This window comes from Oceanobacillus saliphilus (assembly GCF_023522835.1).
Taxonomy (GTDB): Bacteria; Bacillota; Bacilli; order Bacillales; family Amphibacillaceae; genus Oceanobacillus; species Oceanobacillus saliphilus.
The window spans coordinates 66,563-91,824 of the sequence record NZ_JALCZU010000010.1 but is presented as its reverse complement, the minus strand read 5'-3'; the positions used below and the strand labels follow the sequence as shown (position 1 = coordinate 91,824).

At 39.1% G+C, this 25,262-nt stretch carries 28 protein-coding genes; 11 read left to right on the top strand and 17 right to left on the bottom strand.

The annotated features are described in order from the left end of the window. Positions 1-175 precede the first annotated feature (175 nt). The 5 genes from MN204_RS15985 (at position 176) to opp4C (ending at position 6,077) form a co-directional block, all read left to right on the top strand. Positions 176-1,162: an ABC transporter ATP-binding protein gene (locus tag MN204_RS15985; protein ID WP_249872091.1), complete on the top strand. Its 987-nt coding sequence runs from the start codon at positions 176-178 to the stop codon at positions 1,160-1,162. A gap of 2 nt (positions 1,163-1,164) precedes the next feature. Next, positions 1,165-2,157, top strand: coding sequence for an ABC transporter ATP-binding protein (locus MN204_RS15980; protein ID WP_249872090.1), 993 nt, complete (start codon positions 1,165-1,167; stop codon positions 2,155-2,157). 97 nt (positions 2,158-2,254) lie between these two features. After that, positions 2,255-4,087 (top strand): peptide-binding protein, encoded by a 1,833-nt coding sequence (locus tag MN204_RS15975; protein WP_438804713.1) that lies wholly within the window; start codon positions 2,255-2,257, stop codon positions 4,085-4,087. Positions 4,088-4,173: 86 nt separating this feature from the next. After that, positions 4,174-5,142 carry an ABC transporter permease gene (locus MN204_RS15970; protein WP_249872089.1) on the top strand — a complete coding sequence of 323 codons (969 nt, stop codon included), beginning with the start codon at positions 4,174-4,176 and terminating at the stop codon, positions 5,140-5,142. 53 nt (positions 5,143-5,195) lie between these two features. Then, positions 5,196-6,077 (top strand): oligopeptide ABC transporter permease, encoded by an 882-nt coding sequence (gene opp4C / locus MN204_RS15965; protein ID WP_438804715.1) that lies wholly within the window; start codon positions 5,196-5,198, stop codon positions 6,075-6,077. A 92-nt stretch (positions 6,078-6,169) separates the two neighbouring features. Here the strand turns inward: opp4C and MN204_RS15960 are convergent, their stop codons facing one another. Continuing rightward, positions 6,170-6,358: a hypothetical protein gene (locus tag MN204_RS15960; RefSeq protein WP_249872088.1), complete on the bottom strand. Its 189-nt coding sequence runs from the start codon at positions 6,356-6,358 to the stop codon at positions 6,170-6,172. Between the two features lie 153 nt (positions 6,359-6,511). On the opposite strand from MN204_RS15960, the gene MN204_RS15955 reads away from it, so the two are divergent. Next, entirely contained in the window at positions 6,512-7,291 is a 780-nt protein-coding gene (locus tag MN204_RS15955; protein WP_249872087.1) for a DUF2268 domain-containing putative Zn-dependent protease, read from the top strand. A 354-nt stretch (positions 7,292-7,645) separates the two neighbouring features. On the opposite strand, the gene MN204_RS15950 is transcribed toward MN204_RS15955, so the two are convergent. Continuing rightward, complete coding sequence (locus MN204_RS15950) at positions 7,646-7,906, bottom strand: hypothetical protein (protein WP_249872086.1); 261 nt, start codon at positions 7,904-7,906, stop codon at positions 7,646-7,648. Between the two features lie 447 nt (positions 7,907-8,353). Between MN204_RS15950 and MN204_RS15945 the strand changes: the two genes are divergently transcribed. Then, positions 8,354-9,091, top strand: coding sequence for a YkgJ family cysteine cluster protein (locus tag MN204_RS15945; RefSeq protein WP_249872085.1), 738 nt, complete (start codon positions 8,354-8,356; stop codon positions 9,089-9,091). Between the two features lie 80 nt (positions 9,092-9,171). Here the strand turns inward: MN204_RS15945 and MN204_RS15940 are convergent, their stop codons facing one another. Further along, positions 9,172-9,609, bottom strand: a complete 438-nt coding sequence (locus MN204_RS15940; protein WP_249872084.1) for a S1 domain-containing RNA-binding protein — start codon at positions 9,607-9,609, stop codon at positions 9,172-9,174. A gap of 476 nt (positions 9,610-10,085) precedes the next feature. On the opposite strand from MN204_RS15940, the gene MN204_RS15935 reads away from it, so the two are divergent. Beyond that, the gene (locus tag MN204_RS15935) at positions 10,086-10,940 is read left to right on the top strand and encodes a DegV family protein (RefSeq protein WP_249872083.1); all 855 of its coding nucleotides are present in this window, start codon (positions 10,086-10,088) and stop codon (positions 10,938-10,940) included. 89 nt (positions 10,941-11,029) lie between these two features. Continuing rightward, positions 11,030-11,203 (top strand): hypothetical protein, encoded by a 174-nt coding sequence (locus MN204_RS15930; RefSeq protein WP_249872082.1) that lies wholly within the window; start codon positions 11,030-11,032, stop codon positions 11,201-11,203. 216 nt (positions 11,204-11,419) lie between these two features. On the opposite strand, the gene MN204_RS15925 is transcribed toward MN204_RS15930, so the two are convergent. The 6 genes from MN204_RS15925 to MN204_RS15900 form a co-directional block, all read right to left on the bottom strand. Then, positions 11,420-11,590, bottom strand: coding sequence for an aspartyl-phosphate phosphatase Spo0E family protein (locus tag MN204_RS15925; protein WP_249872081.1), 171 nt, complete (start codon positions 11,588-11,590; stop codon positions 11,420-11,422). A 291-nt stretch (positions 11,591-11,881) separates the two neighbouring features. Further along, the gene (locus MN204_RS15920) at positions 11,882-12,547 is read right to left on the bottom strand and encodes a processed acidic surface protein (RefSeq protein ID WP_249872080.1); all 666 of its coding nucleotides are present in this window, start codon (positions 12,545-12,547) and stop codon (positions 11,882-11,884) included. 85 nt (positions 12,548-12,632) lie between these two features. After that, positions 12,633-13,991 carry a magnesium transporter gene (gene mgtE / locus MN204_RS15915; RefSeq protein ID WP_249872079.1) on the bottom strand — a complete coding sequence of 453 codons (1,359 nt, stop codon included), beginning with the start codon at positions 13,989-13,991 and terminating at the stop codon, positions 12,633-12,635. 35 nt (positions 13,992-14,026) lie between these two features. Next, positions 14,027-15,130, bottom strand: a complete 1,104-nt coding sequence (gene ftsW, locus MN204_RS15910; protein ID WP_249872078.1) for a putative lipid II flippase FtsW — start codon at positions 15,128-15,130, stop codon at positions 14,027-14,029. A 31-nt stretch (positions 15,131-15,161) separates the two neighbouring features. After that, positions 15,162-16,319 carry a rod shape-determining protein RodA gene (gene rodA / locus MN204_RS15905; protein ID WP_249872077.1) on the bottom strand — a complete coding sequence of 386 codons (1,158 nt, stop codon included), beginning with the start codon at positions 16,317-16,319 and terminating at the stop codon, positions 15,162-15,164. Positions 16,320-16,359: 40 nt separating this feature from the next. Continuing rightward, positions 16,360-16,995, bottom strand: a complete 636-nt coding sequence (locus MN204_RS15900; RefSeq protein WP_249872076.1) for a DUF1232 domain-containing protein — start codon at positions 16,993-16,995, stop codon at positions 16,360-16,362. A 249-nt stretch (positions 16,996-17,244) separates the two neighbouring features. Between MN204_RS15900 and MN204_RS15895 the strand changes: the two genes are divergently transcribed. Further along, on the top strand, positions 17,245-17,481 hold the full coding sequence (locus MN204_RS15895) for a hypothetical protein (RefSeq protein WP_249872075.1): 237 nt from the start codon (positions 17,245-17,247) through the stop codon (positions 17,479-17,481). Between the two features lie 157 nt (positions 17,482-17,638). Here the strand turns inward: MN204_RS15895 and MN204_RS15890 are convergent, their stop codons facing one another. From MN204_RS15890 to MN204_RS15855, 8 genes are all read right to left on the bottom strand, one after another. Beyond that, a complete protein-coding gene (locus MN204_RS15890) occupies positions 17,639-18,145 on the bottom strand; it encodes a hypothetical protein (protein ID WP_249872074.1) in 507 nt (168 codons plus the stop codon). 18 nt (positions 18,146-18,163) lie between these two features. Beyond that, positions 18,164-18,319 (bottom strand): hypothetical protein, encoded by a 156-nt coding sequence (locus tag MN204_RS15885; protein ID WP_249872073.1) that lies wholly within the window; start codon positions 18,317-18,319, stop codon positions 18,164-18,166. Between the two features lie 107 nt (positions 18,320-18,426). Next, positions 18,427-18,618 carry a hypothetical protein gene (locus MN204_RS15880; RefSeq protein WP_249872072.1) on the bottom strand — a complete coding sequence of 64 codons (192 nt, stop codon included), beginning with the start codon at positions 18,616-18,618 and terminating at the stop codon, positions 18,427-18,429. Between the two features lie 316 nt (positions 18,619-18,934). Beyond that, positions 18,935-19,219: a cytochrome aa3 quinol oxidase subunit IV gene (gene qoxD, locus MN204_RS15875; protein WP_249872071.1), complete on the bottom strand. Its 285-nt coding sequence runs from the start codon at positions 19,217-19,219 to the stop codon at positions 18,935-18,937. Between the two features lies 1 nt (position 19,220). Next, positions 19,221-19,817: a cytochrome aa3 quinol oxidase subunit III gene (qoxC, locus tag MN204_RS15870; RefSeq protein ID WP_249872070.1), complete on the bottom strand. Its 597-nt coding sequence runs from the start codon at positions 19,815-19,817 to the stop codon at positions 19,221-19,223. Continuing rightward, a complete protein-coding gene (qoxB, locus tag MN204_RS15865; protein ID WP_249872069.1) occupies positions 19,814-21,763 on the bottom strand; it encodes a cytochrome aa3 quinol oxidase subunit I in 1,950 nt (649 codons plus the stop codon). The genes qoxC and qoxB overlap by 4 nt, the downstream gene beginning before the upstream one ends. A gap of 66 nt (positions 21,764-21,829) precedes the next feature. After that, positions 21,830-22,762, bottom strand: coding sequence for a cytochrome aa3 quinol oxidase subunit II (gene qoxA / locus MN204_RS15860; protein ID WP_249872068.1), 933 nt, complete (start codon positions 22,760-22,762; stop codon positions 21,830-21,832). A gap of 355 nt (positions 22,763-23,117) precedes the next feature. After that, positions 23,118-23,531 carry a CHRD domain-containing protein gene (locus tag MN204_RS15855; protein ID WP_249872067.1) on the bottom strand — a complete coding sequence of 138 codons (414 nt, stop codon included), beginning with the start codon at positions 23,529-23,531 and terminating at the stop codon, positions 23,118-23,120. Between the two features lie 207 nt (positions 23,532-23,738). Between MN204_RS15855 and MN204_RS15850 the strand changes: the two genes are divergently transcribed. After that, on the top strand, positions 23,739-24,956 hold the full coding sequence (locus MN204_RS15850; protein ID WP_249872066.1) for an EAL domain-containing protein: 1,218 nt from the start codon (positions 23,739-23,741) through the stop codon (positions 24,954-24,956). The last annotated feature ends 306 nt before the right edge of the window (positions 24,957-25,262 follow it).

Genomic DNA, 25,262 nt, shown 5'->3' with positions numbered 1-25,262 from the left:
CGCTTTTGAATTGGTGAAGCTAGTTGATTCTTCCAGACAGATAGGAGCAGTTTTGTAACTTATAAACAGAATTATATTAAATTTACTAATATATTTTAAAATCGAAAATATACTAGTAAAAGAATTGGGTAGCCTGTCATAATCCTCAATTACCTGTACGGAATGGAGTGTTTGTATGAAAAATGACCCAGTATTGGAAGTTGACCAATTGCAGACATATTTTTACTTGCGTGATAATAAAGTAGCAAAAGCTGTTGATGGCATTTCTTTTTCTATATTACCAGGAGAGACGGTAGCTATCGTCGGTGAATCTGGAAGTGGGAAAAGTATTACTGCACTCTCTATTATGAAACTCATCAATAAACCAGGACGCATCGTGGAAGGGAAGATTTTACTGGACGGAGAAGAAATCCACCGACTATCCCCGAAACAAATGACGAAAATTCGTGGGAATGATATCGCGATGATTTTTCAGGAACCGATGACTTCATTAAATCCGGTGTACACCATTGGAAACCAAATCGTTGAAATAATTAGGAAACATCAAAATAAGAGCAAGAATGAAGCGATGGAAAGAGCGATTCAGCTTTTGAAAACGGTTGGTATACCAAGGGCTGAAGAAATTATGAAAGAATATCCTCACCAGTTATCAGGTGGAATGAGGCAGCGTGTCATGATCGCAATGGCAATTTCCTGTGATCCTAAACTGCTGATTGCCGACGAACCGACGACTGCCCTGGATGTAACGATACAAGCGCAAATTCTTGATTTAATGGTGGAAATGAAGGAACGATTCCAGATGGCTGTCTTGCTTATTACACATGACATTGGCATCGTATCGGAATATGCAGATCATGTGCTTGTTATGTACGGCGGGCAAATTGTGGAACAAGCCTCGGCTCAAGTTCTGTTAAAGGATACCAAGCATCCATATACAACAGGTTTGCTTGAGAGCTTGCCGAATATCGATGAAGATGTTGATCGACTTGGAACGATAAAAGGTACTGTTCCGCCTGCATATGATTTTCCGACGGGATGCCGATTTTCTTCCCGTTGTCCGCATGTCATGGAAAAATGCAAGCTTTCCAATCCAGAGTTAATTGAGGTAGATAAAGACCATTTTGTCAGGTGTTACTTATATGAGCGCAAGGAGGGACAATGACGATGGACGCAGCAAACGATGCACTCGTAAAGGTAAAAAATGTTAAAAAGTATTTTCCTATAAAGGGCGGAATCTTAAAGAGGACAATTGGGCATCTGAAAGCTGTCGATGATGTATCTTTTAGCATCATGAAAGGTGAAACACTGGGAATTGTCGGGGAATCAGGTTCGGGAAAATCAACATTGGGACGCGTCATGCTTCGTTTGTTGGATCCGACAGAAGGAAGCATCTATTTTAATGGGACAGATATTTCACATCTTAACAGGAGAAAGATCCGACCACACCGTCGTGATATGCAAATTGTGTTTCAGGATCCTTTTGCATCGTTAAATTCAAAAATGAGTGTGGCGGAATTGATTGAAGAACCATTAATCGTGCAAAGCTCTCTAACCAAAGCGGAAAGAAAGGAACAGGCCATTGAAATCATCGAAAAAGTTGGGTTGCGAGCGGAGGATCGGTTAAAGTATCCACACGAATTTTCAGGTGGTCAAAGACAGAGAATCAGTATAGCAAGAGCACTTGTTACTCGGCCAAAGTTCGTGATTTGTGATGAGCCTGTTTCTGCACTGGACGTATCCATCCAAGCTCAAGTATTGAATTTAATGAAGGATTTGCAGGACGAATTGGGATTAACGTATTTATTTATCGCACATGATTTAAGTGTTGTGAAACATATCAGCAATCGTGTTGCGGTGATGTATCTCGGCCGCATCGTTGAAATTGCAACTAAAAAATCACTCTATAACAATGCATATCACCCCTACACACAGGCATTACTGACTTCCATACCAGTCATTGACCACGGGCAAAACGATATTCCTAGGAAAACCAAAATAAAATTAACCGGTGATTTGCCGAGCCCTTCAGACCCACCATCCGGTTGTACATTTCGCACAAGATGTCCCATGGCACATGAGCGCTGTTCACTGGAACGCCCCGAACTGATAGAAAAAGATGCCGGACATTTTGTTGCTTGTCATTTGTACACGGAATAATGGTTACGACATCCAATTTTAGGAGGTGATAAACAATACGTAGACACTTTTAACAAATAACGTATCGTCGGACCTAGCAAAAATATTTTGAGGGGGAATGAAATTGGTTAAACGTAAGTATGGAATCGCTATTCTTGGTTTCCTTTTTCTGCTTAGTATGTTGCTCTCAGCCTGTAATAATGAAACTGCAGACCCTACAGAAGAGGAAAAAGAGGATCCTGTTGGTCAAGAAGAAACAGAGGAAGAGCCAGAAGATACAGACGAAACGGAAGAAGAGGCCACGAATGACAGTCCGCAAATGGGCGGGACGCTAACTGGTGCAATGGACACTGCTCCTGCCGGTGTGTTCAATCCAATCTTCTATCAGGAAGCATATGAAGCGAATATTTTGGATTTCACCCATGAAGCGCTTGTGAGTCAGAATGAAAGTCTTGAATTTGAAGCGAACCTTGCAAAAGATTGGACCATTAATGATGATCATACGGAAATAACACTGACACTTGAGGAAGGTGTAACTTGGCATGATGGTGAGCCATTTACAGCTGATGATGTCGTTTATACTTACAAAGCAATAGCTTCTCCAGGATATATTGAAGCTGGTGGGGTGCGTACCGAATATGCAAATAAATTAGTAGGTTATGAAGCATTCAATAGTGGGGAAACAAATGAATTTGAAGGTGTTGTTGCAGAGGATGACTATACGGTTACGTTTAAATTTACGGAGCCAAATGTAACGATTTTGAAAGATGTGTCATTTTCAATCATTCCCGAACACATCTTCGGAGATATCCCGATCGCGGATATACCTTCCCATTCTGCAACACTTGATCCGGGAGCGGTAATCGGAACCGGACCATTTAAGTTCCAAGACATGCTTGAAAGAGAACAATATGTACTGGCTAAACATGCAGATTATTGGAAAGGCGAGCCCTATTTAGATCAAATTGTCTGGCGGATTGTCGATCAGTCTGTCATGCTTGGTCTGCTGGAAAATGGGGAGATAGATTTCATCTCCGATCCAAATGGTGTCCCGGCTGCAGACTTTGAAACGGTTGCGGCATTGGATCATATCGAAATCATTGAGCAGACCGACTTTGGCTATCAGCTGATGGGCTATAAGATTAACCATCGTACAGATGCAGATGTGGATAGTGGAACACTGAACCAGGATAACTGGGTTGCAAATGAGGATATGAGTGAACAGCTTGTCCGTCAGGCGATGGCGTATGCAATTGATCGTCAGGCCATCGTTGATAATTTGTTATATGGACACGGTTCCGTTATTAATGCACCGATTGCCCAGCAGTTCTGGGCCTATGATGAAGATGCTGTAACGGCATATAGTTATGATCCTGATCAGGCCAATGCATTGCTTGATGAGGCAGGATATGTCGATACAAATGGGGACGGATACAGAGAAACCCCGGATGGAGAAGAGTGGGTCGTTAACTTGAACTATCCAACAGGAAATCAGTTGAGAGAAGCATCCGCGCCGATTCTTGCACAGTTCCTAGAAGCAGTCGGAATCAAAATTGATCTGAGACAGCCGAAAGAAATGTCTGCGTATGTGGAAGATTTGACAAATGATAACTCCGACTGGGATCTTTACTTGATTGGCTGGAGCCTGGGAAGCGGAGATCCGGACCCATCCGGATTGTGGAAATCAGGAGCTGCTTACAACTTCTCCCGCTGGAACAACCCGGAATCAGATCAATTAATCGAAGAAGCTATGCAGGCACCAGATGCTTTTGATCAAAGTTATCGGGAAGAGAAATACAGTGAATGGCAGTCGGTATTCTCTGAAGATTTACCAGCCTTGCTTCTATATGCACAGAATAAAATTTACGGCTTTCATGAAAGATTAAATGGCGTTAATCCAATGCCATATAGATTTATTAATGATCCTCACTTATGGTGGGTATCCCAGTAACACGTATCCTAAATCTTTAAAGAGCGTGCGTTAAGGGCGCATGCTCTTTCTTTTACTGATGAAATATATGTCAAGGTGGGAGAACGATGTATAAATATATCATCCGTCGAATTCTTATTTTCATTCCTATGCTCTTTGCATTGACAATCATTGTATTTGGAATGGCCCAATTAGCTCCAGGTGATGCCTTAACAGGGGTTTCGCTTTCTGACCCGAATATTGATCCCGAAGTGTATGAGATTCAACGGGAAGCATATGGATTAAATGATCCGATACCCGTTCAGTATTTTCGTTGGATCAGTTCGGTTGCCCAAGGTGATTTAGGTAATTCGCTAGTGTTTAATGGACGTTCCGTTGCTGAGCTCATTCAGGCGAGACTGGCTAATACAGTCTACCTCGGACTGTTTTCCCTGGCGATTACGATCATCGTGGCCATTCCAATAGGTATTTACTCAGCAAGACGTCCTTATTCATTACTTGATTACAGTGCCACTGGTTTTGGTTTTATTGGACTTGCTATTCCGAATTTCTTTTTCGGATTGATAGCCATTTATGTATTATCAATTAAATTAGGCTGGTTTCCTGCACAGGGTACACTTTCCACACCTGGTATGACCGGTATGGAAGCTTTTATTGATCGTATTCACCATATGATATTACCAGGAATAACACTTGGTCTGGCGGGGACGGCAACATATATGCGTTATATGCGTTCAGAAGTGTTGGATGTACTTGGCAGCGATTATATTCGTACTGCAAGAGCAAAAGGGATGTCAGAGAGTAATATTCTTTATAAACACACCCTTCGTAATGCGCTTATTCCAATCATTACATTAATGGGGTTCGAAATAGGTGTACTGCTGAGTGGGGCGGTTATTACGGAACAGGTTTTTCAATATCCGGGGCTTGGCACGTTGTTTTTAAGCTCTGTCACAAATCGTGATTATCCAGTAGTAATGGCGATTGCAATGATTCTGGGAATTTTGATTCTTGTAGGAAACCTGCTTGCAGATATTTTTTACAGTATTATTGATCCAAGAATCAGATACGATTGAGGTGAAATCATATGAATCCAAATCTGCAAGAATCAGAAGCCAAAATGCCTGACATGAATCGAGGGAAAGGGCAAAATAAAAGCTATAGTCCATTTCAATTGGGTATACAGCGTTTCATGAAAAACAAAATGGCGGTAGCAAGTGTGATTGTTTTGTTTTTAATTGTTATCGTATGTGTCATGGCTCCTGTATTTACAAATATAGATCCTGAAGAAACAAACCTTCTTCTAATCGAAAAAGGTCCAAGTGATGAGCATATTTTAGGCACAAATGGAGTGGGCCAGGATAATTTTTCACGTCTTCTCTATGGTGGCCGTGTTTCGTTGATTGTCGGTTTCAGTGCCATGTTTTTCACACTAATTATTGGTGTCGTACTCGGATCACTTGCTGGATATTATGGCGGTAAAGTTGATAATCTAATTATGAGGGCAACCGATATTGTACTCATGTTACCGTTTCTCGTATTGGTGCTGACGATAATGGCGCTAATTGATAAAGTAACGATCGGTTTATTTGTCACTATTATTGCATTGACATCCTGGCCAAATCTGACGAGGATCATACGCGGTACCTATTTGTCATTGAGAGAACAGGAATTTGTCCTAAGTGCCCGGGCAATCGGGGCGACAGATTTCAGGATTATATTTAAACATTTTATTCCAAATGCAATTGGACCGATTGTCGTAAATGCAACGTTAATGATGGCTTCTTATATTATTATTGAGTCAGGCTTGAGTTTTATAGGTTTCGGCATTCCAAAGCCGACACCGACATGGGGTAACATGATCTCTGAAGCTCAAAATATACGAATTTTGCGCAATCATCCCCATGCCTGGATACCACCTGGCTTAGGAATACTGGTTACAGTGCTGTCTATTAACTTTATTGGAGATGGTTTAAGGGATGCTTTTGATCCAAAGAGTAATCGAAGGTAGATTTACGGAAAAAAGTGTTATTTGTCAGCTAATTAATAAAGTAATTTAACTACCATGAGTGGGATCAGAAACCTTCGCTCATGGTAGTTTCTTTATTTTTTCATAAATTTTCTTACATATGGTCGGATTCCAAAGTAAATTTTTTCTATTTGATGGACAGTCTCAAAAACCTGATCGATATCCACTTTTCCGACTCGATCTTGAATCGTAGTTATAATATCAGGTTTCCTTGGGGGATATTGCTGATGCATTGGTTGTCTAGGCCGATCTGGAAACATCATAAACAGGCACCTCCTTTATAAACGGTTCTCTCTACATCCTATTCCATAGGAAGCATTGTTGAGGATTGTTATTGCCTATTTTACGCTTGCTTTGAACTATCTAATTTTATATGCATATTTTAATTGGAGAAAAAGATTAGGGGGGGTGCTGAAATGGTCGTCGTTCAAACAGACAAATGGCTGCTCGATTGCTATGACGATCCAATTAGATTATGTGAAAAGCTTGAAGTTTACTTCGGAGGGATCTCTGCCTTCGAAATCTATGATTACTTGACCATGCATGGGATGTACCGTCCTTTAAAAAGAGGAATAGGAAATATAAAGAAATTACGGAACAATAATGTTTGGGAGGTCGTACAGGATGGGATAGAGCGGCTTCAGAAGAAATGGGACGGACCGGATATCCCAGTTTTTATATTCCCATCTGACTCAACGAATCGGGAGCTGATTCGGAACTTTAATGGGAAATCAGGTTTGGCATATAAAGATAAACTTTTATTATTTCTTTCTCCAAATAACGTGAAAAAGGAGATTGAAGCATTGCTGACACATGAATATAATCATGTTTGTCGATTGAATCAATACGAAAAAGATGTGAATGAATACGTTTTGTTGGATACGATTATTTTGGAAGGATTGGCAGAACAAGCTGTGGATGAACAGATTGGAACTGATTATTTAGCTAGCTGGACTACGTTTTATACGAATAAGCAGCTAAAAGATATGTGGCAAGATCTGATATTCCCAAATCGTCATGTTCCAAAGGAGTTTCCGGAACATGATGAGTTATTGTACGGGATTTCACCATATCCTAAAATGGCAGGTTACAGTACTGGCTATTATTTAATTAAGCAATATGTGAAGCGTTATCCGTTCTCATGTAAGGATCTACTTTCGGTGCCTTCTGAGCAAATTATAAAAGGAATGAAGTAAAACAGACGAAGTTATTTTCGTCTGTTTTATTTTCTTATGAGATAAGAAAGTATAAAATTTTGGCAGCAATTAATTCTTACACCTAAACGGCCACGTCCAGCTCCAGCGCCCAGGGACTAGCGAGACTTCCTTCACCTCCGTACGATAAGTCAACATCGGCTCCCTACGGTCACCGTGTTTCCTTTATCTCCTACGTAGGAATGTTCAACAAGTTGAACCACCCCAAAGTACGGGGCGCAGTCCGTACGTCCCTAAACGGGCGCTTGCGCTTTTGTTCATTGTCTTCCAGTATAAATACAACAAAGCCTCTCACCTAATAGCTTGGTGACAACCAAGCTTTCTAATAATATTTATCTACCAAAAGAAAGGCAGTAAAACGAGGGTAGCGATTGCTCCGATTGCAATGCCTGCAACAAAACGAGATCTGCCATAGCCATAGCCATATCCGTACCCAAAGCCAAATAAACCTCTATCCCGACACATCGGCTGTAAATATACTCTACTATCATCAACATCACGAATGATCCCTCTGTGAATTCTTCCATCATGTGTTCTTATCTCAACAGCTCTGCCTCTGTTTCTATGGCATACTGCATGAAAATGTTCAAAGGACATCTTTTCACCTCCGAATGATTCTACTTGGTATATAGGAAAGTATAAAACTTTCCTATATACATAAGTGCAACTAAGGCATCCGCCCAAAGGCTTGGCGTTTGACAAGTTTTCTAAAGCCACAGGATAGTATATGCAACGGCTCAAATAGCTTAACGGACATATATATCAGGGTATACGTTGATTTTACAGAGAATTAAATGGGTTATCGTCATGAAAAAAGATGGTAGGCTATTTAAAGTAGAATCAAAGCACATTTTATTGCAGGAAAGAAAGTATATGCTTATTTTTTTGCATAAGCGTGGGCTTAACGTTTTGCTACGTTTTCTTACATACAAATTCAGAGATATTCAGGTTATTTTCATTTATAAATGAAAATAAGGTTTACATGGGGAGGAAAATAGTTAACAATAGGTGTATTATTTTGCATGAAGCGGGGAGTATATAGTAATGGAAAAACTGCAATTTCTTACGTATGAGGAAATTCAAACAAAATGTGAACGATTAAGCGATGTGTATGAAATAGATGAAGAAAAGTTTTATCGGGTAGTAGAAAAATGGGCTGATGAGAAGACGACGACAGAAAAAAAGCTGTTAGCCAGTTTCGAAGAGTTGCTTCTGGTTGTGAGTAATGAGATAACTAGTATGGAAGAGGTACTTGAAATGAAGCCTACATGCAGGATGGGTTGTGCATTTTGCTGTTATTTTCCAATTATCATTAATGAGATGGAAGCAAAACTGATGAAGAAGGCAATCGAAAATTTTTCGGAAGAGAGAAAGGAAGCTGTTACGTCCCATCTGTCGAGGTATTATAGGAAATATGGGGAGAAGCTGGACCGAATGCCTGCTTTGGATACTGATACTGACGATGATTTTAAATCGACGTATATCAAAAGCCAGATTCCCTGTGCGATGTTAAACACGGAAACAAATCAATGTATGGCGTATGAGATTCGTCCAATCCCATGCCGTACGTATATGAATTATACAGATCCCTTGGTTTGTGCAGGCAATGAGATGCCAAAGGAAACTGTTAGCTTTGAATTTTTATATGAACAGTACATGGGAGCTCTAAATGAATTTATGCGATTTTTATATGAAGATGGAGACACAGATTTTATTGATTATCCGAATGATGTATATGCAACTGATTATTTGGCGAATTGGTTCAAAACAAAGCAAGTATAAATTTATCCAATCAGTGACAAACAGAAAGGCAAGCCGATTCATTACAGGCCTGCCTTTATTTGTTGCCTATTCATTACGAATTAACCGCGTCGTCCGCCTCTTCCGCCGCGTTTTGATTCCGTGCTGCGTTTGAGAGTATAAAGATTTTCTTCGCTGGCTTTTAAGAAATTAGCCATTTTATCTTCAAAACTTTCCTTTGGTTTATAATTCCCTTTTGGACGGGTGTCTCTGGAGTTTCTGCTGTCTCTCCCTTGACGTGTTGGACGCTGGGAATAGCCTTCAGGTCTGTCTATTGCTTTTTTGATGGAAAGGGAGGTTTTACCATCCTTTTCACTGATTACTTTTACTTCAATTTCGTCTCCTACAGTAAGATGATCATTTACATCCTTTACATAGCTGTCAGCTACCTCGCTAATATGTACGAGACCAGTTGTGCCACCGGGTAATTCTACAAATGCTCCAAAATTAGTGATGCCTGTAACCTTACCTTTTACCTTACTTCCTACTTCGATTGACAAAAATAGTTCCCCCTCATTATTTATAAGACCAATTTATTATACCAAGGATAGAACGCAATATCAATTGGAGGAAAGAGGAAAAAGGTTATTTTCCTCGAATTAGCGGACATTTTGCTCTCCTCTTCAAGATTTCGGTAGAGGCAAAGAATTGTAAATATAGGCTTAACTTATCGTAAAAGAATGATTCCGTTCACGGGTTTTAAGAGTATCCTCTTGTGGTATTGACAATAAGGGGAGGTAGAAGTTAAGTTCTGTTTTATTAGCGACGAAGGTTGTCACCAAAAGACTTGGTGACAACCAAGTTATCTAACCAATCGCCTGCGCTTTTTGCACCTAATGCGTGACGTTTCTATTTTTCTTTTTTCTTAGTCCTTCATTGGATGTAATTCTCCAGATTAGTACCTGTTATTAAAAGTTGGTATTATTTCATTTTCCCTGTATAATCTGTATTAAGATATGAGGGGAGCGGATTGAACATGGAAAAGAAAAAAATTGCATTTGTAACAGACAGCACGGTATACCTGACAGAGGAATTGCGTGCGCATCCTGATATATATGTTGTACCAATGGTTGTCATTTCAGAAGGAAAAGAATATGAAGATGGTGCTGCATTGTCGACTGACCAGTTATATGACATCATTCGAACGAATAAAGAGGTGCCAAAAACCTCTCAACCTTCCGTTGGCAAATTTAAAGAATTGTATGAGCAGTTGAAGAAGGACTATGATCATGCGATAGCGATTCACGTGTCTTCCAAATTAAGTGGAACAATCTCCAGTTCCACAGCTGGCAAAGACCAAGCAGATTTTGATGTGGAAATTATTGATTCTTTATCACTTTCTTTTGCACTTACCATGCTTATCGAAAAAGGCATTAAAATGGCAGCTGAGGATGTAGATGTGAGAGATATTGCAAAGAACCTAAGGGAGGAAGCTGCCCATTCAAAAAATTTAATATTGCTTGGGAGTCTGGAACAGCTGTATAAAGGTGGAAGAATGTCCGGTGCACAATTTCTGTTGGGTAACCTCCTTAAAATTAAGCCGATTCTTGCTATCAATACAAGTGGGGAACTCGGAGTATATGAGCGTGTTCGTTCCGAAAAGAAAGCAACAAATAGACTTGTATCCTTGTTAAAGGAATCGTGCACGGAAAACAATGTAACACAGGTAGGAATTATGCAGGGAAATGTAGTAGAAAAAGCAGAACAATTAAAGCAAAAGATTCAACAGGAAATACCAGGGTTGAAAATTATCATTGGAGATATCAGTTCATCCCTTGCAGTGCATGGGGGAGAAGGAACCTTGGCAATGTTTTGGCATCCTGAAAAATAATATTCCAAAATTTTGGTTCATAAAAAAGATAGCTTTCTAACCCTCTATCATAATATAATAGAGGCAATACGAATTAGAGGAGACAATATATGTCCAGCGAAAAGAAATTAAGCACGAGAGAAATTGTACAACAGCAGCTCGAAAGGAAAAAACAGGCACAAGTCAACAATAAAAATAATAGCAATATAAATAGTCCTGCACAGCGCATGCAAAGTCAGCAAACAAAAAAGCCGAGTAATACACGCAGAAAAATGGGCAGTTAATAGATAACATATTAGAAAAATTGGTTGTCACCAAGCCTTTCAGTGACAGCCAAGTTGCTCTTATGCAAGGCTTGGTAAGTTCATCCTTTCTAATCTGCAAAAAAAGTACCGCTTGTAACTATACAAGCGGTACTTTTTTTGCGGATAAGTACGAAGTCTTCGTACAGTACTTATTGAGCGTAAAGGGCCATTCAAATTCTCTTGAACGCGTATCTACTATATGAATTTATTGAAGTTGTTAAGCAATGAGTCGAGTTCCTGACTGCATGCTATCGTCTCGTTGGAGGACAGGCCATTTCTTTCGGCGAGCGTGAGCATTTCGTTTCTTTTTCTGACAATCATAAGCACAATGGATTCTCTATCTATCTTGGTTTCTTCTGTTATCATTTTTTCACCTTCATCTTAAAGTAAAATTAGCACGATATGAATTATCTCAAAAAACAAACAAAAGGTAAATAGTTTCGACAGATGTAGACAAAAGGTTATACGACCAGTCAAATAATTTAATAGGTTAGCTAGTTAAAGGACGTTCGAAAAGTGGATCTTAACCATGCTTATCGGAGACAGCCCTCGTTCCACGTATGCAGGTTTGTCAGTTTAAACTTTCCTATTTGCCAAAAAAGAATTAATCCCCTTCAAACAAAGTGAAGGGGATTAATTCTAAGCAAGTTTCATTATTTAGAAAAATAAAAGCTGAATGATGATTGGTCCAAAAATAAGTAAGGCGTCAATAGCTTCAAAAGCTGGTGTTATCCCGTAGGCTTCATCGGAGTATTCATCTTCATAGTATTCGTCTTCATACATATATAAATCAATTGCATACTCCAGATCCTCGATATATGCATAGTCTTCCAATGTTTCGTGATAGTCATTCAGTAAAGTCTCTAATTCCTCACGTGATTCAAAACCATAAAAATCAAGCAGTTCCTGGAGGTTAACATCGTCAATCGGTGTTTCTGTCCAACCGTTTACATAATAATCGATCGTGTACCAGAGATCCTCAGTGAAAACAATCCATTCACTTTCCAGTACATCCTGCCCTTCTAAAAGCTCTCCATTTTCATAGAGAAGATCATGAAGCTCTTCACGGGTCATATTAAAGTCTTCGAGTACAGGTTGAATCGATTCGTCCGTAAGTGGCAATCCGAGCTCATCCACATACCAGAAGTCTTCCAGGTACCAGTTCTTACTTTCAAGATATTCAATATATTCTTCTTCCTGCCAGCCAATACCTTCCAAAAATTCCTGGAATTCCGGTTCATCTGCCTCAATTGCAAAAGCCGCACCTGGTAAAACGCTGATTACAATAATAATGGCTATAAGTAACGATGCTAAACGTCTCATTGCTTTCCTCCTGTATTCTAATTATCATATCAAGAATATTATAATTAGAATACAGGGAAAAAGCTATCTATTTTTCAACGTACATTTAGACAAGCTGTGTAAGAAACATCGTAGCAATACCGAAGTAAATAAGTAAAGAAAGAATATCATTAATGGTGGTAATAAGTGGACCAGAAGCTACGGCAGGATCTACATTTAACTTATATAAAACCAATGGAATGATCGTACCTGTCAATGTACCAATAATTAACGTGAGAAGCAATGAGCCACCAACAACGATTCCTAATGTAAAACTTCCTTGCCATACATAGGCGATAATGGAAATGAGAATGGCACAGACAATACCAATCATAATTCCTACCCATAATTCACGAAAAATAAGTTTGATAGCTTGTTTAAAATTGAGGTCTTCCGTAGTTAAACCTCGTACGACGACTGCTAAGGATTGTGTGCCTGTATTACCGGTCATTCCGGCAATCATTGGCATAAAGAAGGCCAAGGCAACGACCTGTTCCAATGTGTCCTCAAATCCGCTAATGATACTGCCGGAGACGACACCGATAAATAATAATAAAATAAGCCATGGTAGACGGCGATAGGCAGCAACCACTGGTTTTGTATTAAAATCGATTGCTTTACCGGAAGCGGATAATTTTTCAATATCTTCATTTGCCTCCTGATAGACAACATCCATAATGTCATCGATTGTAACGACACCTACCAATTTATGATCTCCCTCAATAACCGGGATGGATACGAAATCATAGCGTCTCATCAGTTTCGCTATTTCTTCCTGATCTGTATCGACATTTACTGTAACGACCCTGCTAAACATAATATCTTCAATTTTGTCCTGCATTTCTCCTAACAGCAAATCTTTGTAGGATACAACACCGACCAGCTTTTTCTGATCGTCAATGACATAGAAGTAGTTTAGATACTCGGAAAATTCGGCGAAATGTTTCAGCTTGTCGACAGCTTCCCGGATCGTGTAACTCTGTGGGACCCAGACGAAACGGTTGTTCATAATTCTTCCTGCTGTTTCCGCAGGGTATTTCATCAGATTTTGTACAATATCCAATTCTTCCTGTTTCATTTCAGACAATAGTTCTTCGATTTTCTCGGGTTCTAATTCACTTATTAAAGAGGCGACATCGTCATTTTCCATCAGGTCGAGAACTTTGGTCGATTTCTCGACTCCTAATTTATGTAGGACATTCAATTGCTCCTCTTTATCCAATTCCTGGATCAGATCTGTCAATTGTTCCAGCGTCAAATAAATAATGAATTTGTTTATGTGCTTTGATGGTATTTGGTTATACTGATAAGCGATATCATAAGGCTGTAATTCATCAATAATGGCTTGAAACTTCGTCTTTTTACCGTCTTTAAGGGACTGAATGATTGCGAGTAAAATTTCATTTTCTGACATGCTTAGGGACATGTTAAGTTACTCCTTCTCCAAAAATAAACTACAATTTAGGGAGTCCGATTTGCTGACAGATTCACAAGGATTCCGGCAGATATCATTGTTATTACCAATGAAGAACCGCCATAGCTGATAAAAGGCAATGTAATCCCTGTAATCGGGAGCATACCGGATACTGCACCCAAATTTAAAATAGCTTGTGTCATGATTTGAAATGTTATACCGATAGCGAGCAGCTTGGCAAACATATCTTTATTGGCTTTTGCGATATGAATGCCGCGAAACATAATGATAAGATACGATCCGATGACAACTGCCAATCCAATTATACCAAGTTCTTCCAAAATAATGGACATTATGAAATCCGTATGGGCTTCTGGAAGGTATCCTAGCTTTTGCACACTGTTACCAAGTCCATTTCCCCATATTCCTGCTGTGCCAATAGCAACATAGGAGTTAACCAATTGGTAACCATGACCTGCGGGATCTTCAAAAGCGTGCAGGAAGGAGGTGAGGCGCTGTAATCGATACTCTGTTGTAAACGCAAAGTAGCTGATTCCTAATATACCTATACTTCCCATTAAAAATAAATGGATTCTTTTAACCCCAGAGCAAAATACGATCAGTCCACAAGCAACCAATATTAACGCGGCAGAGCCAAGATCAGGTTGACTTAATATTAATAAGAAGACAGAGGCCAAGATAACAAGCGGCGGCAATACCCCTTTATTAAATTGGTTAAAATACTTCTGCTTTTTTGCATAAAAATAAGCAAAATAGATAATCATGAAAAGCTTTACGACTTCAGTTGGCTGATACACAAACGATCCAATCTGAATCCATCGCTGCGAATTGTTTCTTTCCACTCCAATTCCAGGTATTAATACAAGAATCAGGAGAACAAGTGAGGTAATCACAAGGATTGGGCTCAGTTTCCCGTAAATTTTATAAGGAATAATTGCAGCTGCTACAAACAAAACAGTTCCCATAATAAACCAAACGGATTGTCTCATTAGGAAAAACGCGGGATTTTCATAATGAATGGCTGCTATCGGAAAACTGGCACTATATACCATCATAATACCAAAACAAGTTAAGAAAAAGATGGTAAAAATTAATAAATAGTCCATCTTTTTAAGTTTATTTACTATCATGTTGCCCTCCTATTGGAGATTTAATTTAAGTCTAAGTGGTTTTGTTGCTGAACATATAATCTTTTGACCTTAAATGAACACTGATCACTAATCCTAAAGCCATCATATTCGTAAATAGGGCACTTCCACCATAACTGAGAAACGGTAAGGCAAGACCTGTAATTGGCATTATCCCAATGGTCATTCCTATATTTTGAAAAACCTGAGATGCAATCAGACCAATAACTCCAACACAAATATATACGCCAAATAGGTTATTGGCTTTGAGAGCAATGGTGATAATTCGATAGATTAATAGAAAGTATAAAAATATTAATATACTCGCTCCGATAAAACCGAACTCTTCACCGATGACAGCGAAGATAAAGTCCGTATGTGCTTCCGGAATTTTACCATTTTGCACTTGAACCCCTTGATTAAACCCAGCCCCCGTAATCTGACCGGACCCAATGCCAAGCATCGATTGCTGTAATTGATAGCCGTAGCCCGATCCAAACTCTTGGGGACTGAGCCAACCGTAAATTCTGCCTAATTGATGTGGTTTGAAAATGGTTGTGAAAATATCAAAATATACTCTATACAAAAATATTAAAAATCCTAGCATAGCAGTCATGGAAATTAATAATAACGAAATCATTTTTGAAGAAATACTGGAGATGAAGATCAACGTTATGGAAACAGCGGCTATCATCAGAGCGGAACCTAAATCAGGCTGAACTAAAATCAGTACGAATGGAACAACTGTCAACAGGATTGATTTTATTGTAATTGGAATACTTTTTTTAAAAGAGATTCTATCTTTACCAATCCTACTCAGTGTGGCAGCCAACGCCAGGATTAAGAAAATTTTCATAAATTCGGACGGTTGAACTTCAATAAAGCCTAAACTAATCCATCTTTGAGATCCGTTTTTCGTTGTCCCGAAGAAATGGACAAGCAATAATAAGCCCACTCCTGCGGCATATAATGGAAGTGCCCATTTTTCCAGTAATTCATAATCAAACAATGCGACACCGATCATAATGGTGAAGCCTAAGATGTACCAGATCACTTGTCGTATGACAAAGTAGTAGGGATCTTCAGGATTATATTGGCCGGAACCACTATTGACGGCCAGTAAACTAAATATAAACAGACAAATAATAATGGATAGTAATGTATAGTCAATTCGTAATGGTCGTTGCAGCATAAGAAATTCCCCATTTTTGTGTAATTAATAAATAGTTAAATTATTTTAATCGTAATAATTGTAAAACCGTTTGGACGACAATCGCATCATCCAAATAACCAATCGGAAAAATATAATCTGGAATGACATCGACGGTAAAAATAAAATAAAGCAGTGCACTTCCCATTAATGCTAGTTCATATCTCGTCCCATTCCGATCTTTGAATTTATCGAACATCTCTTCCAAATGGCGGATATAAGGACCGATGCTACCTACTTTATTCAGTTTCTCTTTAAAGTCTGTCAAAATCGTATGTTTTCCTTGTTCTGTTTGGCTATATTCCTGATAGTTCGCTATGTGCTGTTCAATTTTTTCCATTGAAACATCTTCCTGGTAAAGGTTGGAAGTTTCCAACATTGCCGTTAAGGTGCGAAACGATGCTTGTGTCTCGGATGGGAGCTCTTTGTCAATATTATCTATAGGATAACCGGAAGCTTTCATTAGCTTTGTTACAGGAACATCCAGACATTGTGAAAACTTCTGCATATGGTTTAGATTTGCCTTTCGTTTTCCATTTGCAATCCGGGAAATCGTGGCAGTATCGATACTTGTTAGTTCACTGAGTTTCCGCATGGAGAGTGCTTTTTCTTTGAGTAATTGTTTTAATAGTGTTCCGAATTCATTATTACTTTCCATGCCGATTACCTTCCTTTTATGGAATGAGATGATGTTGTCATTAAAATAAATCAATTAGTAAAAAATATACCTAAATGTTGACGTTTTGTCAATTTGTGTTGACGTAATTGACAATACTTACAAGTTAAACGTTACATTTTAGTGAAGTTTCTTTTGTCAAGATTAAAATATAATTTTCGATAAATAGACATATTTATTTGACAAATTAGTGAACGGGATGAATAATATAAAGAAAAGGGGATGATGTGCGTGGATGTAAATGTAAAATTACTGAAAGTAACATCGTATATATGTGCTACGCTACTTACAATTGGATCACCATTATTTCTTTATGGCTATTTTGTAAACGCTTCATCAATTGTGACTGGTGTTGGCATCGGTATGGTAATGGGGGCTGTCTTTATCTTTATTATGGGGATATTTCTCGTTGCGACTGAAGAAACAATTGAAAAGGGTAAAAAGCGGAAGAAAGAACTATTTTCATAATACGTAACATGTAAAAGTGTGCGGTATAAGTATGACAGACATCAGAAAGAAGGCCACCTTGGTAAGGTGGCCTTCTTTGTAGAGTAGTAAAATATAAAACTTTCCTATCTATTTAATTGCAACTTGGATGTTTTTTCTGTAAAGAGCATCATTGACTTTAATCTTGTGGTCCTACTGTGTCACCGCATTCACCGATGAATGTCTGTGGAGAAACATCTGCAGTATACGTTGTTGTGAATACAGTAACATCTGTTCCTGTTGCAGTGAAGACAACTTCTGCTGTGCCAGTATCTGGGATAATTGTATAAGTGAAATCAACAGTATAGTCTCCATCAAGCACATTTCCTGCTGCCATTGCTGTGCCGTTCTCCATTATGGCAATAATATCATCAACACAACTAATCGTTCCTCTTCTTCCTTGTACGAAGTTAATGGTATTTCCTGAATCGTCACCTGTACCTACAAAGGTGAGGTTAAAGTTATCTACGTTTGGATTGCAGTTTGGTCCGCCGGTAAAGCATTGTATTGCTGTTAAGTTGATCGTACCGGTAAATGTGGTGTCTACTCCCTCGGGATCAGTAACGGTTACGGTAGCATTCACATTGGAAGCGCCCAAACGATACTTACACGGGCATTCATCTGGCGGAAATACTTCTTCCAACAAAAATTCTAATAGGATCTCTTATTTGATAATCAGTCGTAACAGCCTTTCTAAATCAGGTGGACTGAAATTAGGTGAAGCAGAAGCCGCACTTAACGTATTTGCCAGTGCATTTTCCATATTTACTACAGATCCGAGAAAATTTTCTTGCTCGACTTGTTGGGCTTGTTGGGCCATTAATGACTCATCCATTCTTAAGTTTTTTTTACATACAGAAATTCACTAGAGAAAGCACCTTTTCAGTTGCTTTCACTAGTGCAGCTGTGTGTTTTTAAACTACTAAATTAGTCGGTATTTCTTGGGAATTCATCCAGAAGAAACTCGAGGACAATTTCCTTTTTGATAATTAATCTCAATAGTCTTTCGAGCTGTCCAGGGCTAAGATTAGGTGCGCTTGAAGCGGCATTTAATGTGCTGGCTAATGCATCTTCCATGTTTGCAACGGCTTGGAGAAAGGAATCATAAGACGTCGACATATTATCACCTCCTGTCTTTACTAGCATATTCCTTCAAATTTTACGTGTATAAGCTAGTGTCTTGTTAGAAATCGAGACGACGAAAAATAATAAACATGCTCAGTAGCTGGCTTTGTTCGCAAGTAATAAAGTATAAACTTCCTTCCTTACATAAGTGTAACTAAGGTATAGGCTCAAAGGCTTAGGCAGTTGCCAAGTTTTCTAAAGTAGCTCGGAGCTATTAATGAAAATTTTCTGTGGTAATTAGAATTTAATGCATAAAAAAACGCCTGGAATAAATCCAGACGTTTTTGTGCTTAATAAAATTGTTGTTAACTTATAAATATCCCCAGATCATTGCCAAGAGGGAACCTAAAACGGTAACGAGACCAAGGAACCCGCCGTAAAACAAGGTTGTATAGATTGCATTTTTATCTTCACCTTCACCAGCATGCATGAAGATGATTAGCTGAACGCCTGCCTGAACAAATGCCGTAACGATAAGAATCGTCATTCCTAATTGAAACGACATTTCAAGGAAGTAGACACTAAGTGCTACAACCGTCAGCAGCAGGGAGAAAATAAAACCATTGACTTGTTTCATCGGAAATAGTTCTCTCATGTTACATCATTCCTTTCAGGTAGATAAAGCTGAAAATGAAGATCCACATGACGTCAAGGAAATGCCAGTACAGCGAGAATATAAATGATTTATTGGCCGTTTGGGGAGTGAGGCCTTGCTTTTTAATTTGAATAAAGATGAATATTCCCCAGAACAAACCGAACATCACGTGCGCACCATGTGTACCAAGTGTCGTTAACAGAATGCCAGTGAAGGCACTTGTTTGCAATGTTGCACCAACATGATAATAATGGATAAACTCATAGATTTCTACGCCAAGGAAGGCCGCTCCAAGTACAAGGGTAATGGCAAAGAATCCAAGCATTGCCTTTGTACGCTGGATGCGCATCGCATGAATGGCGAGACCGATTGTAAAACTGCTTGTTAGAAGCAAGATTGTTTCAATTAATACAGGTGTTATTTCAAAAATTTCCGCACCACTAGGTCCATTTCCAATTCTGTCTTCATAGACAAAATAGGAGGTGAAAAGTGTTGCAAAGAGCATGATTTCAGCACCGAGGAAAATCCAGAAACCTAGTATATTAATGCGGTTTTGTTCTGTACTGTATTCAAGATGCTGTGTAGAATCTATTTTCATTCGTTAGCACCTCCAAATTTATCTTCTGTTTCCTTAATCTCTTCCACTGGAATATAGCGACCATCATCCTGTTTAAATGAACGGTATGCCATACATCCTAGAATAGCCAATCCGGAAATGATCACACCCGACCAGATGAAGAAGACGAATGAGAATCCAAATACGAAGAACAGTCCAGCCATAATGATTGGCCATCCAGTATTGTTTGGCATGTGGATTTTTTCAATTTTGTTTTTGAAAAGTTTGTGTCCACGTTTTTTGGCATCCCATAAAGCTTCGGAAGAAACTACTTCCGGTGTTACGGCAAAATTATATTCTGGAACCGGGTTATGTGTAGCCCATTCCAATGAACGTGCGTTCCAAGGGTCGCTTCCGATGTTTCTTGGAGAGTTGCGGAAACTGTAATAGATGTTGTAGACGATAATCGCAAAACCGACTGCAAGTAATGCTGCACCAATGAAGGACAGCATGCTCAATGGAGCAAAACCAGTAGCTTCAGAGTACGTATACATACGTCTTGCCTGTCCGTCCAGCCCCGTTATATACATAGGGAAGAAGGCGAGACAGAAACCTACAACGATAAACCAAAATGCCCATTTTCCGATTCTTTCATTCAGCATGAAGCCGAACATTTTTGGCCACCAGTAGATGAGACCTGCAATCATGGCAAATACTACACCAGGAATGATTACATTATGGAAGTGAGCTACTAGGAACATCGTATTATGATATTGGTAATCTGCACTTGCAATAGCCAACATGACTCCGGTAACTCCACCAATTGTGAAGAGCGGAATAAATGCTACGGAATAAAGCATTGGCGTCGTAAATCGTATTTTCCCTTTCCACATCGTCAGCAGCCAGTTAAATATCTTAATACCTGTCGGTACGGCTATGGCCATCGTTGTAATGGAAAAAATGCTGTTTGTCATGGCATCTTGTCCCATTGTAAAGAAATGATGGACCCATACAAGGAACGACAATAGGGAAATAACTACCATGGATGCAACCATTGATGTGTAACCATAAAGATTACGCTCGGAGAATGTTGCGATAATCTGACTATACACACCGAAAGCCGGCAAAATCAAAATATAAACTTCAGGATGGCCCCAAATCCAGAACAGATTGGCCCACATCATATCCATTCCGCCGTTATCTGTTGCAAAGAAAAATGTGCCAAGTTGACGGTCAAATGTACCCATCAAGAGGGCAATAGTCAAGACAGGGAAAGCGAAAACGATAATGGCGTTTGTAATCAGTGCTGACCAGACAAACATTGGCATTTTCATCAATGTCATACCTGGTGCTCGCATCTTCATTATCGTTGCGATAAAGTTAATCCCGGAAATGAGTGTACCGATTCCGGATATCTGCAGTGCCCAATTATAGTAGTTTACACCGACAGATGTGCTGAAATCAGTGCTTGCCAGCGGATAATAATTGGTCCAACCAGCATCGGGTGATCCGCCAATAACAAAGGAAATGTTAAATAGCATTGCACCAGCAAAGTATAACCAGAAGCTAAGTGCATTTAATCTTGGGAAAGCGACATCCCTTGCTCCAATTTGGAGAGGGACAACAAAGTTCATTAAACCGATAATAAAGGCCATCGCCATGAAGATGATCATGACTACGCCATGCGTGGTAAAAACTTCATTATAATGTTGTGCATCCAAAAATGTGTTTTCAGGTACGGCTGTCTGCAGTCGCATCATGACCGCATCCGCGCCACCGCGGAAAAGCATGAGTAGGGCAGATATAATATACATAATTCCGATACGTTTATGATCGGTAGTTGTTAACCATTCATTCCATAGGTAACCCCATTTTTTGAAATAAGATAAACCTGCAATAATTGCGATGATTACGAGACCAATGGCAACCATGGAAGCATAAATCATCGGACTTGGATGAGGAACGGCGAATCTTTCAAAAAATTCCATGTCTAGTTAACTCCTTTCGAGAGTCTTTTAGTTTGTCTAATTACATATGTTGTTGATTCGTAGTGATTAGTGATTTTCATGTTCTGTTTCTTCACTGTCGGAATCGTGTTCATCGTCGTGGTCATGGGTTTCCTCTTCTGAATCGTCGGGGGAACCATGATGATGTCCGCCATTTTCTCCTTCTGGTGCGGGAGCGAATTCTAAGTGAGTTCCTGTGAATGTCATCTGACCAAGATGACCAGGTTCTAATAATTCATTAAATGTTTCTTCTGTCAACGGGTCTGCAGTTGCATGAATGTCATCTACCCATTGATCAAATTCAGTCTGTGGCATTGCAGTAACATTGAATGTATTTTCCGCAAAACCTTCCCCATTAAAGTTCGCGTTTCTTCCCATGTAATCACCTGGTACTTCAGCAGCTAGATGTAATGTGTTGACCATGTCAGCCATCGCATATTTTTGACCGGCGAGTTGTGGTATCCAGAAGCTCGTAATTGTTCCGTGAGAGTACAATCTGAATTCCACTGCTTGGTTTGTCGGAATAAACAGGTAGTTAACCGTCTCTATGTCCTGTTCCGGGTAACTGAAATGCCATTTCCAGTTTGAGGAAGAGGCGTATATAACGAGAGGTTCCTGATCTTCATAACCTTCAGGTGTTGCTTCAACTTGATAAGTTGAAATAATCGAAACGACAGACAAGAAAGCTACAATTAGAATTGGTATCCCAACGATAATTCCTTCTACGTATTTGTTTCCTTCAATATGTGGAGGCTCATAATCGTCCGGCTGTTTTGAAGCACGATATTTGAAAAGCATATTCGTTAGCATCACCAGCACGACAACAACAACAATTGCCATCGTTATGATCGAAATCCAAATGACGTTTGCGGTTGTTGCAGCCTGTGGTCCTTTAGGGTCCAGGACTAATAACGGCTCACAACCCGTTAACACTGTGGCAATAGTGATAATAATTGTTAAAAAAGTCCATTTTAATTTCATCTATATACCCCTTTCTTTGTTGGCAGACAGGAAAGGATGAAACTCTCCTATCTGCATAAGTGCAACGAAGGTTGTCACCAAAAGTCTCGGTGACAACCAAGTTTTCTACGTTGTAGATGAGTATTGTTTCAGTTACTTAAATGCTCAGAACATAACATATATAGTAATCTCAGAAATTCTAAAACACAACACTATGAGAAATTATTCACAAAATGTTCATGAAGATTTGTAGATTTTATGGATTAGGTACCAAAAAGTGGATTTCACGGAAAATTGTATGTGATTGAATGTATATATATATGGAGATGACTGGACTTGTCCATATATAAATTACGGGAGTGACAGGAAACACTCCCTACTGCTGTTTTATTTTGCCGCGAATTTCTCCATCGGGATGCTTCATGGAATGGACATTGACATATGCTTTTCCAGCGCTCATCTGGTCAACAAATTCCGATAATGCTTTCCCTTTGAGTGGTCCAATAAGGTCTTTGGCCGTTAGGAAACCTTCTATTAATATTTTGTTTGAATGTATAGCTTGATCATTTAGTGTTGATAGAAGGATAACGACAGGACCGCTTATATTTCTGCGTCCTAAATGAATAGTTGCCTGTAGAAAATCTTTTAGGTTATTTACTTCTAATCGAAAACGAATTTTCTTTTGATCACTGCTGACACTGAACATGGCAACACCATCAGCATCCGTGTATACAGGTGGTGCTTCTTGAGAACCGGTTATATCGGCAATAAAAAAATAATCATTATACATGTTTATCCTCCTTCTTAATGTATTTTATTTCGAACCATGCAAATTGCTTGTATTGCTATCCCTACAATTGTTTATACTTAAAAAATTGGCTAATAACTACCATATCGAATACGAAAAGAAAAAAAGAAAATTTGTACCTGTCCATTCGTCAAAAATCGGGAAGTGACAGGCACCAATTATGATATAATTTTGGGTGGAGGTGATTGTTTGGATCCGTTAGAGATTTTAATGAACCTTGATCAAGTCGTTCCTTATTATAAGCCTGTTATAAGTGCTGATAGTCAAATGGTCGCTGGCTATGAGGTGATTGCGTATTTTCAGGAGCAAGATGGCAGTTTGCAGAATATGGACTGGTTTTTTGATGATACATCGATACCAGATGATTTCCGCCTTGAAGTGAATAATCACATTCAGCAAAAAGCAATCAATAAACTGATGAATTCGGAGCAGCACATTAACCTGATGTTTTATTATGATGCTGACTTACTAACCAGGGATAAGGGTGAGGCATTATTGTCCATTTTGCATTCCAATCAGGAAAATGGTCTGGATTTACATCGAATTATCATCGAAATAAAAGATACGTATGTAACCGAAGAAGTGGATACACTAAACAATTTGCTTAAATATTTGAAAACCCTAGGTATTCAAATTTCACTTCATGCGGAGCAACCGAATGGGAGTCTGAACAGACTGGCTACAGTAAAACCGAATATCGTAAAAGTTGACGCGGGATTTTTGAAAGATGATCTCCTACCCCATTTATACCGGGATGTGTATCATTCACTATCTATGCTATCTCGAAAAATAGGTGCTGCGTTATTGTTTAAAGGAATCTCTTCCTATAATCAGCTCAGCTATGCATGGCGTAATGGTGGGCAATTTTATCAGGGTCGTTATTTAAAAGAACCTCAACTGGATTTTGTCGCCATTGACAGTTGTCAGGAAATCATCACCACGAATTTCCGTCAGTTTGTAAGTTTCGAGCGCAGAAAGGTGAAGGCACAGCTTGCATTAATGGATCAGCTCCATCTGCAGTTCAAAACAAAGCTTTCGACAGTTAAATCAGAAACCCCTTATGATGAAACAATTCTGGCAGTTGGAAATGCCTGCAGTGATTTTGCTTTCCGTGTATACATTTGTAATGAAGAGGGAATTCAGTTATCCTCCAATGCAGAAAAGAATGAACAGGGTCATTGGGAACTGCTTCATGAAGGGCGAAATAAAAACTGGAGTTGGCGACCTTATTTCTTTGAAAATATTATGCGGATGAATGTAGAGAAGAAAGGGCTGCTATCTGATTTATATACGGATATAGAAAAAGGTGAGCTTATCAGAACATACTCTTATCCCATCTCAGAACAATTATACGTTTTTCTGGATATTCCATATGAGTATCTTTATGAACAGGAAGGCTTGCTATAAAATGCCGGCTGCTTACCATGTATATCGGTCATGCTTTGGAGGTTTTCTCCAAAGCTTCCACCACCATACCTCATTTTGGAACCCTATAACTATCCTCAGCATGATAAACTATTATCATACAAGTAAAAATATCTATTACTACATTATATAGATACTTCAACTTTCATAGCGTGGAATTGAAGCGTAAGCTATGGCGAAGCAGGAGCCTGGCGATAACTTGCTCAAGTTGCCCTTGTTTAACAGTTTGCAATGAGCAGTCTCTAGTACATCAAAATCACTAGGCTCTTTTGATAGCTTTGTTTTTTA